12 protein-coding genes are annotated in these 14,534 nt (G+C 64.5%); 5 read left to right on the plus strand and 7 right to left on the minus strand.

Translation table 11 applies throughout. From position 1 onward, the window contains the following. Nucleotides 1–304: 304 nt before the first annotated feature. Nucleotides 305–1,213, plus strand: a complete 909-nt coding sequence (locus tag ACE3OG_RS08650) for a helix-turn-helix transcriptional regulator (RefSeq protein WP_374307663.1) — start codon at nt 305–307, stop codon at nt 1,211–1,213. Between the two features lie 147 nt (nt 1,214–1,360). On the opposite strand, the gene ACE3OG_RS08655 is transcribed toward ACE3OG_RS08650, so the two are convergent. After that, a complete protein-coding gene (locus ACE3OG_RS08655; RefSeq protein WP_374307666.1) occupies nt 1,361–2,845 on the minus strand; it encodes an FAD-linked oxidase C-terminal domain-containing protein in 1,485 nt (494 codons plus the stop codon). A gap of 195 nt (nt 2,846–3,040) precedes the next feature. Between ACE3OG_RS08655 and ACE3OG_RS08660 the strand changes: the two genes are divergently transcribed. From ACE3OG_RS08660 to ACE3OG_RS08675, 4 genes are all read left to right on the plus strand, one after another. Next, nucleotides 3,041–4,741 carry a hypothetical protein gene (locus ACE3OG_RS08660; protein WP_374307668.1) on the plus strand — a complete coding sequence of 567 codons (1,701 nt, stop codon included), beginning with the start codon at nt 3,041–3,043 and terminating at the stop codon, nt 4,739–4,741. Nucleotides 4,742–4,964: 223 nt separating this feature from the next. Then, the gene (locus ACE3OG_RS08665) at nt 4,965–5,984 is read left to right on the plus strand and encodes a 30S ribosomal protein S2 (RefSeq protein ID WP_374307670.1); all 1,020 of its coding nucleotides are present in this window, start codon (nt 4,965–4,967) and stop codon (nt 5,982–5,984) included. Between the two features lie 48 nt (nt 5,985–6,032). Further along, complete coding sequence (gene tsf / locus ACE3OG_RS08670; RefSeq protein WP_374307672.1) at nt 6,033–6,965, plus strand: translation elongation factor Ts; 933 nt, start codon at nt 6,033–6,035, stop codon at nt 6,963–6,965. A 168-nt stretch (nt 6,966–7,133) separates the two neighbouring features. Further along, nucleotides 7,134–7,673 (plus strand): hypothetical protein, encoded by a 540-nt coding sequence (locus ACE3OG_RS08675; protein ID WP_374307674.1) that lies wholly within the window; start codon nt 7,134–7,136, stop codon nt 7,671–7,673. Between the two features lie 130 nt (nt 7,674–7,803). Here ACE3OG_RS08675 and ACE3OG_RS08680 read toward each other — a convergent pair whose 3' ends face one another. From ACE3OG_RS08680 to ACE3OG_RS08705, 6 genes are all read right to left on the minus strand, one after another. Beyond that, nucleotides 7,804–8,211 carry a hypothetical protein gene (locus ACE3OG_RS08680; protein ID WP_374307676.1) on the minus strand — a complete coding sequence of 136 codons (408 nt, stop codon included), beginning with the start codon at nt 8,209–8,211 and terminating at the stop codon, nt 7,804–7,806. Between the two features lie 230 nt (nt 8,212–8,441). Continuing rightward, nucleotides 8,442–9,947 (minus strand): primase-helicase family protein, encoded by a 1,506-nt coding sequence (locus ACE3OG_RS08685; protein WP_374307678.1) that lies wholly within the window; start codon nt 9,945–9,947, stop codon nt 8,442–8,444. Then, nucleotides 9,937–10,398: a hypothetical protein gene (locus ACE3OG_RS08690; protein WP_374307680.1), complete on the minus strand. Its 462-nt coding sequence runs from the start codon at nt 10,396–10,398 to the stop codon at nt 9,937–9,939. Before ACE3OG_RS08690 ends, ACE3OG_RS08685 begins: the two co-directional genes overlap by 11 nt. Nucleotides 10,399–10,683: 285 nt before the next feature. Continuing rightward, nucleotides 10,684–11,523, minus strand: coding sequence for a hypothetical protein (locus ACE3OG_RS08695; RefSeq protein WP_374307681.1), 840 nt, complete (start codon nt 11,521–11,523; stop codon nt 10,684–10,686). After that, complete coding sequence (locus ACE3OG_RS08700) at nt 11,520–12,164, minus strand: recombinase family protein (protein WP_374307683.1); 645 nt, start codon at nt 12,162–12,164, stop codon at nt 11,520–11,522. Before ACE3OG_RS08700 ends, ACE3OG_RS08695 begins: the two co-directional genes overlap by 4 nt. Nucleotides 12,165–12,850: 686 nt before the next feature. After that, entirely contained in the window at nt 12,851–14,242 is a 1,392-nt protein-coding gene (locus ACE3OG_RS08705) for a tyrosine-type recombinase/integrase (protein ID WP_374307685.1), read from the minus strand. Nucleotides 14,243–14,534 lie beyond the last annotated feature (292 nt).

Here is a 14,534-nt window from a genome sequence, read left to right on the forward strand (position 1 = left end):
GCGAAAAACCCTCGTTTGGGGGCGCCGCCGCGTATGTCGTCATTAAATCGAAAGGCGCGGCTTGCGTCTCGCCCGAGCTGTGAAATTCTTGTAGACTACGCTCAACTTGCGCCCTTCGAGGGACGCGATGCGTATTTTCGACATTGATTTTCTTTCGCGCCGCCTGCAACAGGCCGCGCTCGACCCGGCCGAATGGCCGCTTGCGCTGGACGACGTTAGCTGCGCCGCCGGCGGCGCGGGGGCGGTTTTGTTTTCGCTGAGCAGCCGGCTGCCGGGGCCTCTGGGATCGCCGGATCTCGACGAGATGACCGCCGACTATATCAAGGGCGGCTGGTACGAGCGCGACGATCGCTACGTCGCCGTGCCGGCGATCCTGCAAAACGGCGTCGGCGTCGATCAGGACTTCACAAACGCGGACGATATCCGCAGATCGCCCTATTATCAGGATTTTCTCGCTAAGCACGGGCGCCGCTGGTTCGCCGGACTGGGCTTTCGCACCGAGGGGGACGGCTGGGTGTTGTCGATTCAGCGCACGATCGCCCAAGGGCCGTTTTTGCGCGAGGAGACGCAACAGCTGAAAGCATTGCTGAAACCGCTTGCGGAAGCGGCGACGCTGGCGAAAAAGCTCGCCTTCTCGCGCGTCGCCGGCCTGGCTGATGCGCTGGAGCTGATCGGGCAGCCCTGCATCGTGTTCGACGAGCGCGGCTGCGTGCTGACGATCAACGCGCTCGCGGACGGACTCGTCGATGCGCTGATCGACGTGCGCACGCGCATGCTTTCCCTTGGCGACCCGCGCAGTCAGGCGCGCTTCGATTTTCTTCTGAAGGCCGCGGCGCAGGGCATGACGCATCCTTCGACGCCCGCCGTCGCGGCCGTGCGCGACCGTTATGGCGTGCGTCATGTCGTGCGCGCCATCGCGCTGCATGGCTGGGCGCGCTATCCCTTCACAGGCGCTCGCGCGCTGGCGCTGTTCGAAGCGCGGCGACCAACAGGAGAGGCCACGCAGGCGGCGCTGCGCGCGGCCTTCGGCCTGACGCCGGCCGAGGCCCGGCTCGCGCTCGCGCTGGTCGACGTCGGGTCGCTCAAGGAGGCCGCGCGCCGCAATCATGTGACGTATGAGACGGCGCGCACCTATCTGAAGGCGATCTTCCTGAAGACCGGGATGCGGCGGCAGGCCGAACTCGCCGCGCTCATCGCGCGATGCCTCGTCTGAAGGCGTCTCGCCAGAAGGCCGGGCGGATGGGCGCGCCGGCGAAAATGGATTCGCGCTTTCAAATTGAGAAGAAACCGCCGGCGCGCCCTGTCCGGGATGATCGTCCGAGCGAGGACGCCGCCGCAATCCCCAGCCGGGGAGGGCGCCTCAAAATCGCGGCAGGTCCGGGAACGGCAGCGCCCCGCCTTTCACGTGCATAAAACCCATCTCGGCGCAGCGATGCAGGGTCGGGAAGACCTTGCCGGGGTTCAGAAGCAGCTTCTCGTCGAAGGCGCATTTGACGCGGATCTGCTGGTCGAGGTCGATCTCGTCGAACATTTCCGGCATCAGGTCGCGCTTCTCGACGCCGACGCCGTGCTCGCCGGTGAGCACGCCGCCGACTTCCACGCACAGCCTGAGAATATCCGCGCCGAAATCCTCGGCGGCCCGCAGCTCGCCGGGCTTGTTGGCGTCATAGAGGATGAGCGGATGCAGATTGCCGTCGCCGGCGTGGAAGACGTTGGCGACGCGCAGCCCGTGCCGCTTCGAAAGCTCGGTTATGCCGGCGAGCACCTTCGGCAGCTCTTTTCGCGGTATGGTGCCGTCCATGCACAGATAATCGGGCGAGATGCGCCCGACGGCGGGGAAGGCCGCCTTGCGCCCCGCCCAGAAGACGAGGCGCTCGGCCTCCGACGTCGAGACGCGGCACTGCGTCGCCCCGCGCTTCACGGCGATCGCCTCGACGAGGCCGACGAGGTGGTCGACCTCGACCGGCGGACCGTCGAGCTCGACGATCAGCATCGCCTCGGCCTCGCGCGGATAGCCGGCCTCGACGAAGTCCTCGGCCGCCTGGATGGCCGGATTGTCCATCATCTCCATGCCGCCGGGGATGATCCCGGCGGCGATGACGTCGGCGACGCAGGCGCCCGCCGCCTCGCTCGAGTCGAAGGCGACGAGCAGGGCGCGCGCGCATTCCGGCTTGCGCAAGAGGCGCACGGTGACCTCGGTGACGACGCCGAGCATCCCTTCCGAGCCGACGACGAGGCCGAGCAGGTCGAAGCCCTCCGAATCGAGGAAGGCGCCGCCGAGCCGCACGATCTCGCCGTCCATCAGCACCATCTCGACGCCGAGCACATTGTTGGTGGTGAGGCCATATTTCAGGCAATGCACGCCGCCGGAGTTCTCGGCGACGTTGCCGCCGATCGAGCAGGCGATCTGCGAGGACGGGTCCGGCGCGTAATAGAAGCCGGCGGCGTCGACCGCGCGGCTGATGGCGGCGTTGGTGACGCCGGGCTCGACCACGGCGACGCGGTTCTCGAAGTCGATTTTCTTGATGCGGTTGAACTTCATCATCGAGACGAGGACCGCGTCCTGAAGCGGCAGCGCGCCGCCCGAAAGCGACGTGCCGGCGCCGCGCGGCACCACCTTCACGCCCTGCGCGTGGCAGTATTTCAGCACGGCCTGAAGCTCGCCGACCGTCGAGGGCAGCACGACGACGAGCGGCAGGTTGGCGTAGGCGGTGAAGGCGTCGCTCTCGTAGGGGCGTCGCCCGACCTCGGCGTCGATCACGCCTTCGCCCGGCACGATCGCCTTCAGGGCGGCGACGATCGCGTCGCGGCGGGCGATGATGGACTGGTCGACGTCGAGCTGCATGGATCCGCTCCGTGGCCGTCATTATGGCGCCTGCCGCGCGCCGGCGCACCGGCTTCGAGGCGTTTATTCCTTCCGCGTCTAGAACTCTAAAATAATCTTTAAAATTCAAATCGCTGAGAGTCGGCTACCTGACATATGCGGCCGCTACCCGGACGCGTCGCGGCGGACGAACGCCGCATGGGGAGCGTTTTCATCATGTCCAGCAAATCCTTTGCGGCGCGAGGGCCGCGCGGGCGAGCCGTTCTCGCCGTCGCCCTCGGCTGCGTCGCCCTGGGGCCCGTCGCCGCCTACGCCGACGACACGGCGGAGGAGATCCGGCTGCTCAAGGCGCAACTGCGCAAGCTCGAGGCGAAAGTGGACGCGCAGGCCCGCGAGGAGCGCCGGCAGGCGAGCGCGGTCAAGACCCAGGCGGCCAAGGCCCAGGCGGCCAAGGCGCAGGCCGCGTCCACGGGCGGCTCCGGCGCCGGCATGCCGACGGTGGCCATCGCGCCGCTCACCGGCGCGCCGGCCTATGGCGTCGCCGCGCGGCGCGCCGCGGTCACCGGCATGCCGACCAACGGATCGCCGAGCCTCTTCATCAACGGCGTCAGCATCACGCCGGGCGGCTTCTTGGCGATGGAAGGCGTGTACCGCAGCCGCTTCGTCGGCGCCGACATCGCGACGCCGTTCCAGAACATCCCCTACGGCAACGTGCGGACGGGCCAGACCGACGAGTTCCGCTTCTCGGCGCGCCAGAGCCGGGCTTCGCTGCTCGTCAAGGGCGACGTCGATCCGCAGACCCATCTCTCCGGCTACGCCGAGATGGATTTCCTCGGCGCCGCGCAGACCGCGAACTCCAACGAGAGCAACTCCTTCAACCCGCGCCTGCGCCACCTTTACGCCGCCGCCGACTGGGACAGCGTCGGCCTGCATCTGCTCGCCGGCCAGACCTGGTCGCTGGCCACCGCCGACGCCAAGGGCATCATGCCGCGGCAGGAGATTCTTCCGCTCGGGATCGAAGCGCAGTACGTGCCGGGCTTCGTCTGGACGCGCACGCCGCAGGTGCGCCTCGTCGGCGAGCTCGGCGGCGGCTTCTGGGCCGGCGTCTCGGCCGAAAGCCCGGCGACGACCTTCGGCGGCTACACGACGGTCGGGACGGAGGCGGACACGCTGCCCTCGACGCTCGTCTACAACGCCGCGCCTCCTGGCGGATCGCTGTTCAATTCGGCCAACGCGATCTCGCTCAACCACATTCCCGACATCCTGGGCAAGGTCGCCTACGACGCCAGCCTCGCGGGCCACGACGTGCATCTTGAGGCCTTCGGCGTCTATCGCGATTTCTACTCGCAGGTGAACAATTACAATTACAACGTCTCCGGCGGCGGCGGCGGCGGATCGATCGCGGTCGCCATCGTGCCGAAGATGCTCGAGGCGCAATTCTCGGGAATGACGGGCCGCGGCATCGGCCGCTACGGCGCCGGCCAGCTGCCTGACGTCACGTTCAACTGGAACGGCACGCTCGCGCCGATCTCCGAGACCATGCTTCTTGCGGGCGTCACCTACCATCCGCTGCCCGGCCTCGACCTCTACGCCTATGCGGGCCAGGAGACGCAGAACGCGACCTATTCGACGACCTATAACGCCGACGGGTCGGCGAATCCCTTCGGCCTCGGCAATCCGCTGTTCGTGAACTCGGGCTGCTGGACGCCGGGATCGACGGCGTGCAGCGGCATGGTCAGGCGGCTGCGCCAGATCACCGGCGGCTTCTGGCAGAAGATCTATCAGGGCGACTTCGGCCAGCTGCGCGTCGGCATGCAGTATTCCTTCACGCAGAAGACCGGCTTCAACGCGGTCGGCGGCGCCGCGAACGCGAGCGAAAATATCCTGCTCGGGAGCCTGCGCTACTATCCGTTCTAGCCAAAGCAGGCGGCGCCTCGTCCGGGGCGCCGCTTGGCGGGGCCGCCCTTGCGTTCGCGCTGGCGCGGCCCTATAAGCGCGCCATTCCACACGCGGATCGCGCGACCCTGCATGAAGGGCCGCTTCCGGTGGCGTTTTTCTATGGGGGCGTTTCTTTTCAGGGGAACGAGGCCCGGCCGAAAACCGCCCACACGCTCCGCGGCGGCTCAACCGGAGAAAGCTCATGTCCCTGCCCGACTTCACCATGCGCGGCCTGCTCGACGCCGGCGCCCATTTCGGCCACCAGTCCCACCGCTGGAACCCGAAGATGGCCCCCTACATCTTCGGCGCGCGCAACAACATCCACATCATCGACCTCGCCCAGACGGTGCCGCTGCTGCATCAGGCGCTGAAGGCCGTCTCCGACACGGTCGCGCGCGGCGGCCGCGTGCTGCTCGTCGGCACCAAGCGGCAGGCGCAGGACGCCATCGCCGAGGCGGCGCGGCGCTCGGCGCAATATTACATCAATTCGCGCTGGCTCGGCGGCATGCTGACCAACTGGAAGACCATTTCGGCCTCGATCCAGCGCCTGCGCAAGATCGAGGACATGCTGCAGGGCGGCGCCGCCGGCCTCACCAAGAAGGAGCGCCTGATGATGTCGCGCGAGCGCGACAAGCTCGAGAAGGCGCTCGGCGGCATCAAGGAGATGGGCGGCCTGCCGGACCTCATCTTCGTGATCGACACCAACAAGGAGCAGCTGGCCATCAAGGAGGCCGAGCGCCTGCGCATTCCGGTGGCGGCGATCCTCGACACCAATTGCGATCCCGACGGCATCACCTATCCGATCCCGGGCAACGACGACGCAGGCCGCGCCATCGCCCTTTATTGCGACCTGATCGCCCGCGCCGCGCTCGACGGCATCGCCCGCGGCCAGGGCGACTCCGGCGTCGACTTCGGCGAGGCGGCCGAGCCGCTTCCCGAGGAGCTGCCGGCCGAGGCCGCCGCGCCCGAGGCCTTCGAGGCCCCGGCCGAGGCGTTCGAGCTTTTGACCGCGCCGCGCGGCGCCCCCGACGACCTCGGCAAGCTGCCCGGCGTCGGCCCGCAGGTTGTCAAGAAGCTGAACGACGGCGGCATCTTCCATTTCTGGCAGATCGCCGCGATGACGCCCGAGCAGGCGGAGAAGACCGACCACGACCTCAAGCTCGGCGGGCGCGTCGCGCGCGACGGCTGGGTCAATCTCGCGCGCAGCCTCGTCGCGGCCTGAGGCCGCGTCGCCCGCTGACGCTTCATGAATTCTGGGGAATCGAGAACGATGGCGACCGTTACGGCGGCTATGGTGAAGGATCTTCGCGAGAAGACCGGCGCCGGCATGATGGATTGCAAGACCGCCCTCAACGAGGTCGACGGCGACGTCGAGGCGGCGATCGACTGGTTGCGCAAGAAGGGCCTCTCCAAGGCCGCCAAGAAGAGCGGCCGCGTCGCCGCCGAGGGCCTCGTCGCGGTCGCGACGCGCGGCGCGCAGGGGGCTGTCGTCGAGGTCAACTCCGAGACCGACTTCGTCGCCCGCAACGAGGAGTTCCAGGCGCTCGTCCGCGCGATCGCCCTCGTCGCCCTCGAGAAGGGGCTCTCCGACGTCGAGGCGATCAAGGGGACGCATTATCCGGGCGGCGGGACCGTCGCCGACGCCATCGCCAACGCGGTGGCGACGATCGGCGAGAATATGACGCTGCGCCGCGCCGCGACGCTCGGCGTCGAGCATGGCGTCGTCGGCCATTACGTGCACAACGCCGTCTCCGAGGGCCTCGGCAAGATCGGCGTGCTCGTCGCGCTCGAATCGAAAGGCGACGCGGACGCGCTTTCCGGGCTCGCCCGGCTCATCGCGCTGCATGTCGCGGCGACCGCGCCGCTCGCGCTCGACCCCTCGCAGCTCGATCCGGCCGTCGTCGCCCGCGAGAAGGCGGTGCTCGCCGACAAGAACGCCGGCAAGCCGGCGAACGTGCTCGAGAAGATCGTCGAGTCGGGCCTCAAGACCTATTACAAGGAGGTCTGCCTGATCGAGCAGCCCTCGATCCACGCCGAGCACGCCAACAAGACCATCGGCCAGGTGGTCAAGGAGGCCGAGAAGGCGGCGGGCGCTCCCGTCGCGCTCAAGGGCTTCGTGCGCTACGCGCTCGGCGAGGGAATCGAGAAGCAGGAGAGCGACTTCGCCGCCGAGGTCGCGGCCGCCGCGAGCGGGCAGCTCTGACGCACGATTTCGTGTAGTCGATTTTAACGGCCGTCCGGGTCCTCCCGGACGGCTTTTCGCTGTGCGGGAGCGCGCGGGAGACGTTTGACGCGGCGCCCGAATCGCGGGAAACTTTTTCGCGCGTCGCGTGAGCCGGCGCCTCAAGCATGAAAGCCTGGAGTTGCGCCGATGAGTGGTTTCGCGCGCCGGACCGCCGGTTCCGGCTTGTTCTCCATCCTCGGGGTCCTCGCGGGCCTAGGGCTCGTCGCCGACGCCCTGACGCCGGCGGCCGCTCAGTCGACCCGCAAGGAATGCAGCGAGAAATATCAGGCGGCGAAGGCGGCCGGCTCGCTCGGCGGGCTGACATGGCCGCAATTCTACAGCCAGTGCGCGGCGCAAGCCCGCGGCGAGGCGCCCGCCGCTCCCGCCGCCGCGCCGTCTTCGACGGCGGCGCCGGCCAGCCCGGCCGCTCCGGCTCCGGCCCCGACCGTCGCCAAGGCGCCTCCCGCCGCTCCTGTCGCCCCCGCCGCTCCGGCTGCGGCCGGCGCGGCCGTGTTCCCGTCGGCCGTCTCGGCGACCTACGCCAACGAGAAGCCGGGGCGCGCGCGCATGAAGACCTGCCTCGACCAGTACAAGGCCAACAAGGCGACCAACGCCAACGGCGGCCTGCGCTGGATCCAGGCGGGCGGCGGCTATTACAGCCAGTGCAACGCCAAGCTGAAGGGCTGAAATACAAGCGATTTCAGCTAGTTGACTAAAAGCTGTAAATCGTTTGTATCCCCAAATTGTATCCCCATCGCGTGGGCGACGGTAGGGCAGGGGATCACTCCCCCGCCGCCCCCGTGCGTCGAATACCAAATCATGCGGCTTTGCCTCGGCGCTCTTTCCGCTCGTCGAACGCTCCAATGCCCGCGCGCTTTGCGGCACCTATCGCGCCCTGCCGATCATCGGGGAAGCGTTTCAACGCCTTCTGGTAGGCGCGCCATGCGTCCCGGAGAATGCTGATTCCCTCCCCCGTGATGCAGGGATAAGGTTGCGTCGCGCGCGATCCGCAGCGCGTTTCATGCCGATGATCGTCGCGGTAGCAGATAAGGCCACGCGCTTCGACCTGGGGATTGATATGCACCTCTTCACGGCTTCGCCCGGGCCGCGTCGTCCACGCAATTTCGTGAAGGAACATAATAAATTCTCGCGCCGGAGCTTTGAGCGTCCGCGCCACGTCCTGCCGGCAATAGATCGTTCCATGGGCCGGGTGGTGGTAGGCCATCTTATATTCTCCATATTCTGTCTGTGGTTTACTGGCGCGCCAAAGCTCGCCGCCGCCCGCTGACTATGACGGGTGTGACGGGTGGAACGCCCATTTTCAGAGTTCTAAGGGTATGATAACCGGAATTTAAGCTGTTATTTCAATAGGTTGACACTTTACGTAATTTCGTCAACATATTGATATCATTGAAGTTTGTTTTTACCGCCCGCTTGCGTTTGGACGGCGACACTTCAGAAGTCCCCGTTGTCGGCCGTTGGCGGGTCAGCTTCAGGCAAGAACGGCGCAACCCAACGCCGGCCTTTCGCGGTCTTCTTGGGGACGAAACCAAGCCGCTTCAGTTCAGCCCCGGCGACGCCATCCGGGGGACGTCTGAAGCTTTTCGACGCACTCTCGCACTTCTCGATAATCTCGCCGAACGCTATCTTCTGCCCGCCCGTTATGTCCCCCGAAAGGAGCAAATCCCGGACGATGCTGAAGAACGGCGCGCGGCTCGCTTCAATCACTTCTTCCTTCGCTGCGGTCATCGGCGGCGGGGCCTTGGGATCGAAGAGGGCGCGCATTCTGCCGGTCGAAGGTTCAACCCTCGCGCCGTTTTCGATGCGCTTGACGTAGCGCCAGCCGAACCATGCCCGGAGCATTGCAAGGGCCTCAGGGTCTTCCCGTTTGGCGTAGCGAGGACGCCACCATTCAGCGCCCCTAAGTTCCCTGACAGGGCTTTGAAAGATGAACCATCGCCGGTCCTTCTCCTCAAGCCTGACAGGAACGTCATAGTTCGAGAACATCAGGAAGTTGCAATAATTGTCGATGGTTTCGTTCGCACGGTACTTGACCTTGAGGTTGACCTCGTCTTGGCTTTGCAGCGCCTTGACGCCGTTGGCGAACGAATAGTCATCGCCCTCCTTCAACTCATCCACGATGACCAGAAGCGTCCCGGCGATCCAGTCATTGAACGATTCCTTCAGTGTCGCCGCGTCCAGCGCGCGGACATGCTTTCGTCCGACAAGCTCGGCGAGAGTGTCGCCGATAAAGTTTTTCCCAATGCCCTGAAGTTCGCTCGTAATGAGCACTGACGGGATCATCTTCACGTCCGGCCGGCACACAAGATGCGCACACCAGTCGAGGAAATAGCTCTCCGCAGCATGGTCGCCGTCGAAGATCATTTCGACCACATCCAAGAACCATCGCGACCGCGCTTCAGCGTCGCTTTGTGCAGTTACTCCAGTTTTATCAATGGCTTGCGCCATATTCCCGCCCGGCTCGCCCCACATGTTCAACAGCGTCCGGCCGTTCTCCACCACAATGCTGTCCTTCAGGGGCCGCATGACCAGCCCGTGAATGATGATTCTGTCCCGCACGTCTCCGGCGAGAGGGTCTTGCCCGATTCTCCGCGCATTGCCGGCAGAGGTGAGGCCCGGAACGCCCGTCACCTCGGGAAGGAAGGGCGAGGCCCATCCGACTTCTGCGGTCTTCGCCCCGCGCTTCGCGGCCGCGACGCGCACGCGGAATTTCTGATTGACCGCCGTCTGCGCCGCGCTGATGGTGAGCGTCCCGCCCCGAACCGGATCATCCCTGAACAGCCATCTGTCGAGGCCGACATGATAGGCGAGCATCCCGGCGACGCCCGTCCAGCACTCCCGCATTTTCGCCTTGTGATCGGCGCTGCCCTCCCAAACGGCCTCGCCCCGGCGCACCATCTGCGCAGCTTCGTCGGCAGGAATCGTCTCGCTATCGAGCACGGTCCTGTCCCTTCGCCAATGCGCGCCTCCGCATGGTAGCCTCAGACCATCTTCGGACCCTTCTAAGGTTCGTCCTGCGGCAATCGAAGATGTCGCCATTGATGTGCTTCAGGCTGAACTCTATCGGGGTCCCGTCTACGGTCCGCGCAAGGTCCACCTTGGCTGATCCCCGAAGCTTCCTGATGGTCTTTGAAGCCGCCGCTAGGTTCTTTGGCTCGCCAGTCTTGCGGTCAAACTCGCAAATGAACGTGCTCATCCCGTAAACCGCCTGAAGCTCAATCCAGTCTTCAAGATCGAAGGTCGCATAGACAAGCCCGTCCTCGTCATCAGTCACGTTGCTAACGATCTGCCGAACGACGGTCTTGCCAGTTACATAATCTGTCCCGTAGGTTAACCCTCGGGTTGGCCTTCCATGTCGTCTGAGGCCCTGTTCATACTCAAGCCGTTTCATTCATTATTCATCCTTATTCGCGTGAGAGAAATACATAGATGCTTTACGCCCGTCCTCTCATGGACGCGCGCGGTATTTCACATACATTGTACGTTGAATTGTTCGCTGTTCCCGCACGGCATCACGCAAGGCCAGCCTGCCCGGGTTGGCGTGTGGGTTGATTACCGCCCGACCAATAGGGGACTAATTGACGCCCATCGGCCGGAGCGCCGTTCGGTCGTCGAGTTTCCCCGATGGGAGGGTTAATGTAATGCGCTGAACAAACGGGGATTTCTGCCGCGCTTTCTATTCGGCCTTCATCCACGCGAATCCGCCGCCCAAAGTGCGCGCAAGCTTTTCGCCGACTGCCGCATGTTCAGCGTGTTCCTTCGCCCGCTGCGCTCGCCTCGCCTCTCGCCGCGCGTGGTCTTCCCGGAGCATCGCCTCCGCGATCTTGACCATTGGCCGCATTCCGTCTTCGGGCGCTGTTTCAAGCATCCGCATGATTGAGCCTGCGGTCTTCGGAGCAATCTTCGGGGCTTCGCGCCATGCCGCTCGCCTCTCTTCGGCAATTTCGGCCTCGACTGTCTGGCGCGCGGTAAGCTCTTCAAGCGGTACGACGAGCGCAACAGGCTCCCCCAGATAGTCGGGCTGATGGTAGCAGTCCCGCACGGCCACATACGCCGCCCGTTCCCGATCGAACCTGCCGCGATTGGTCTTCCGAACCATTTCGACCGCCTGCGCCCTGAAGTCGGCTTCGCTGCGAAACCTTTTGTGCCTCCCGAGCCGTCGGCCATCGCCAATGCAGCCGCGCCGGTCCTTGTGCTTCAGCATCGCATAGAGCGTTTCGAGCACGTCAGTTCCCTTGGTCGCATTCGCCTCTGCGAACCGGACAACCTCGACGCATGCCGCACGGTAAAACTTCTCGCGCGGCGCGTTCGACCTGAGGCCCCGCCGAGCCTTGGCGACAACCGCATCCCAGATATCGTTCGCCTCCGCCCATTCCGGCCGCTCCGGCTCCTTTTCCCGCCTGACGCCAAGCGCATGTTGCCAGCGCCGAACCTCATGCTGACGGATCGGGGTCTGTCTGTCTTCGCCCGTAGCAGCGCGCTTCGTCCGTTCGGGCCGCTTGGTCTTGTTCGTCATTTCCCTTCCCATTTCGCCAACGCCTCCCGCGCGGCCTCAGGTTTCTTCAGCATCCGCATGACCGTGAACCGCGAAAGCCCCACCTCCCGGCCAATCGCCGCAGGCTGAAGCTCGCTTCCGGCCGCAAGCTCAAGCGCCCGGTTCAACTGATCCGATGTGAACGAAGGCTTCGCCCCGCGATACTTCTGCGGCTCGGTGGTCTTGGCGTGCGCAATCCCGGCCTTCTGAGCGATCTTGGTCGCCTCAGCCTGCGATTCTGCCATCGCCGACATGAAACCGATGAGCGCGTCCCGAATGGCTTTCGTCATGGCGTCTTTGGCCGCCCCGTCGAAGGTCATACCCTGAATGACAGTCTTCACGATGACGCCCTTGGCGAGCATCGCGCGCAGCGTGCCGGTCACGTCCTCATAGTTCCTGCCGAGCCGATCAATCCAACGCACCACAAGAGTGTCGCCCTTCCGCAGCTTGTCGAGCGCGCGTTTGCCACCCGGCCGATCCGCAAACAGCGTATTGACGCCGGAGACGCCTTCATCCTCAATCACCTCGTCGAGGATGAAGCCCGCCGCCTCCGCTTGCTGGCGCTGAATGGCGACTGTCTGGTCGAGCGTGCTGCATCGCGCATAGAGGATAGTCTGGTTCATTGGCCCGCCATAAGTGCGTATGGATCATGTGCGCAGAGATATAGTGCGCAAACGTCGATGTCAATCCTCACGCACTCATTTCAGCGCACTTTCTGACAGTGCTTCAGGGTATACCCTGTGCACTCTCGGGATGTGCCATGAGACGAAGCGTCGGAGGCCAGCGAGCGAAGGTGGAACGCGCCAGCGTTTTATCAGCCGCAATGCAACGCCCGCCTTGTCCGCCCGCCGGTTGGGGAACGCATCGGCCGCCCCGGCCACGGGGGAAAGACCGCGCGCCTTAGTTAGTTAAAGACCCCACATAAATTTTCGGCAAAATAAGCCGCCGTCTTCCTCAAGGCATCCTTGCAAATGCGCATAAGCATTCGCAGACATCTGTAAATGCAAATGCGCATAGATGCTATAAACAGGACAACAAATAGTTTCAATTGATCTTGACTTTTATGCAACTGCGTGCTGAATTTTCTCGCGCCTTCATCAAATCTAGCGGCGGGCTGTGCCCGTTTAGAGGCCCCTTAATGTCCTTCTATTTTGAAATCGAGAAACAGCCCGGAACGCTCGCCCTCAACGCATTCGGCTACGAGCTTTTGGCGAATTGGAGCGATGTCCCGCAGGTCCAAAACTGGACTGGGCCTCGCCCGCTCCCCTTCGTGGGCGGTGCAAGGTCCCTTGACGGCCGGACGCTGGAGCTATGGTTCGGCCGGCTCCACGTCTGCATCTGCAAGTAGGGCGCGATTGACGGGCGGCCATGCGATGCCCTCCACGGCCGCCTTCATCGCTTCTTCTCTGCCCGCCTGTTGCCCGTAGGTCTGCACCGCGAGATTGACAGTGCGATGGCCCATGAGCTTGTCGAGGGTGACGCTTGAATACTGGCAACCGGGCCGCTCCAGTCCCTCGACAATCCTTGCCGCGAACCATCGCCGGCCGCTGTGAAGGTCTACGGGGGCTTGTCGCCCTTGGCGTTGAAGGTCAGGTAGGGCGGCGTCTATTAGGGCCGCAACGTCCTTGCTCAGCCTGTCAAGCCGCGTCGCCGCATATTCGGGGAAGAGTACGCCAGCTTGAGCCTTCCCGACGCGCCGTTCGATTGTCTCTTTTAGAGCCGGATGGACAGGCACGCGCCGCGCCGCGCTGGCGGTCTTTCCCTTCCGAACCGTGATCCAGCCTCCCCCCACGTCTTCAGACTTCAGCGCTGCAATCTCGCCTCGCCGGAGGCCGCTCAGAAGCGCGACCAAGAGCGCGTCCTTGGCCGCAGGTTTCCCTTCGGCCTTCATCAGCGCCACAGTTTCTTCATGGGTCAGCGGCCGCTTGCCGCTCGTATCCCGCTCCCTCTTCACGCTCGGGGCCTGACCGGACCAGACATTGATTTCTGTTAGGCCCCGTTTGATCGACCAATTCCAGAAAGCCGAAAGGGCGCGCTGGCGATTCCCGATCGTGACCTTATTTGCGCCCCCGGTAATAAGGTGGTCGATGTATTCTCCGGCCCTTCGCCGGCTCATGGTCTCAAAGGCAAGCCCGTCCGCATGCCAGTCCGAAAGCCGCTTGACTTCCCTGCGCCACATTGCCTTGACACCATCGGAAACAACGGCCTCGCGCTCCCAGCGCGCCAGCGCCGCCTCTGTGAGGGTGCGGTTCCCGGCGACGGCTCCCCATGCTTGCTGTAACTGCCGCTCGTCCATGCCGGCGCGCTGTGCTTGTTCAAAGACCGCCTCCCTATAATCCTCGACGGCCGCCCAAGGCTCCTCCTCGGACGCTCCTTCAATCTCGATTACCGCGCCCTTCAGGGCCTCATAGACGGCCGCCACGCGCTCTTGAGGGGAAAGTGTCATCGGCCACGTTGAAGTTTCCCCAGCGGCCTCCTGAGGCGGTCTTAGCGGCTTTCCAAGGACGGCGTTGGCGAAGGCTCGTTTCCAGTCCGCCAGCACGGCGAGTTTCCTCACCTCGGCTTCGTCGAAGTCTTTCGTGCCAAGCCCCTTGCGTAAGATGGTCTTACCGCCAAACGTGGCTTGAGCGGCCTTGGGGACGCGAAGCGCGACACGCCACACGCCGTTGTGAAGCTGAAGGTGCGCTCCCCGCTTCTTCATCGAAATGTATCCCCAAAATGTATCCCCATTGAGACGGCATAGCATTGACATTATTGAGATTAAAACGAAATTTCTGTAAATACAAAGTGTATTACAGCCAGTGCAACGCCAAGCTGAAGGGCTGAGGCCGCTCCCTCCGCGCGAGCTTTCTCTATGAGGGCGTGGGACGCTTGCGTCGTCCCGGCGGCGGCGTGCGGCCGCTTTGCGACGCCTGCGCCGAGAATGCCACACTCGCCGGAAGAATGGCGTGCGGCGCGGGCGCGTCATGGACAGGGTCAGGCGCCGACCCTAT

The organism is Methylocella sp., assembly GCF_041905455.1.
In the GTDB taxonomy this organism is placed as follows: domain Bacteria; phylum Pseudomonadota; class Alphaproteobacteria; order Rhizobiales; family Beijerinckiaceae; genus Methylocapsa.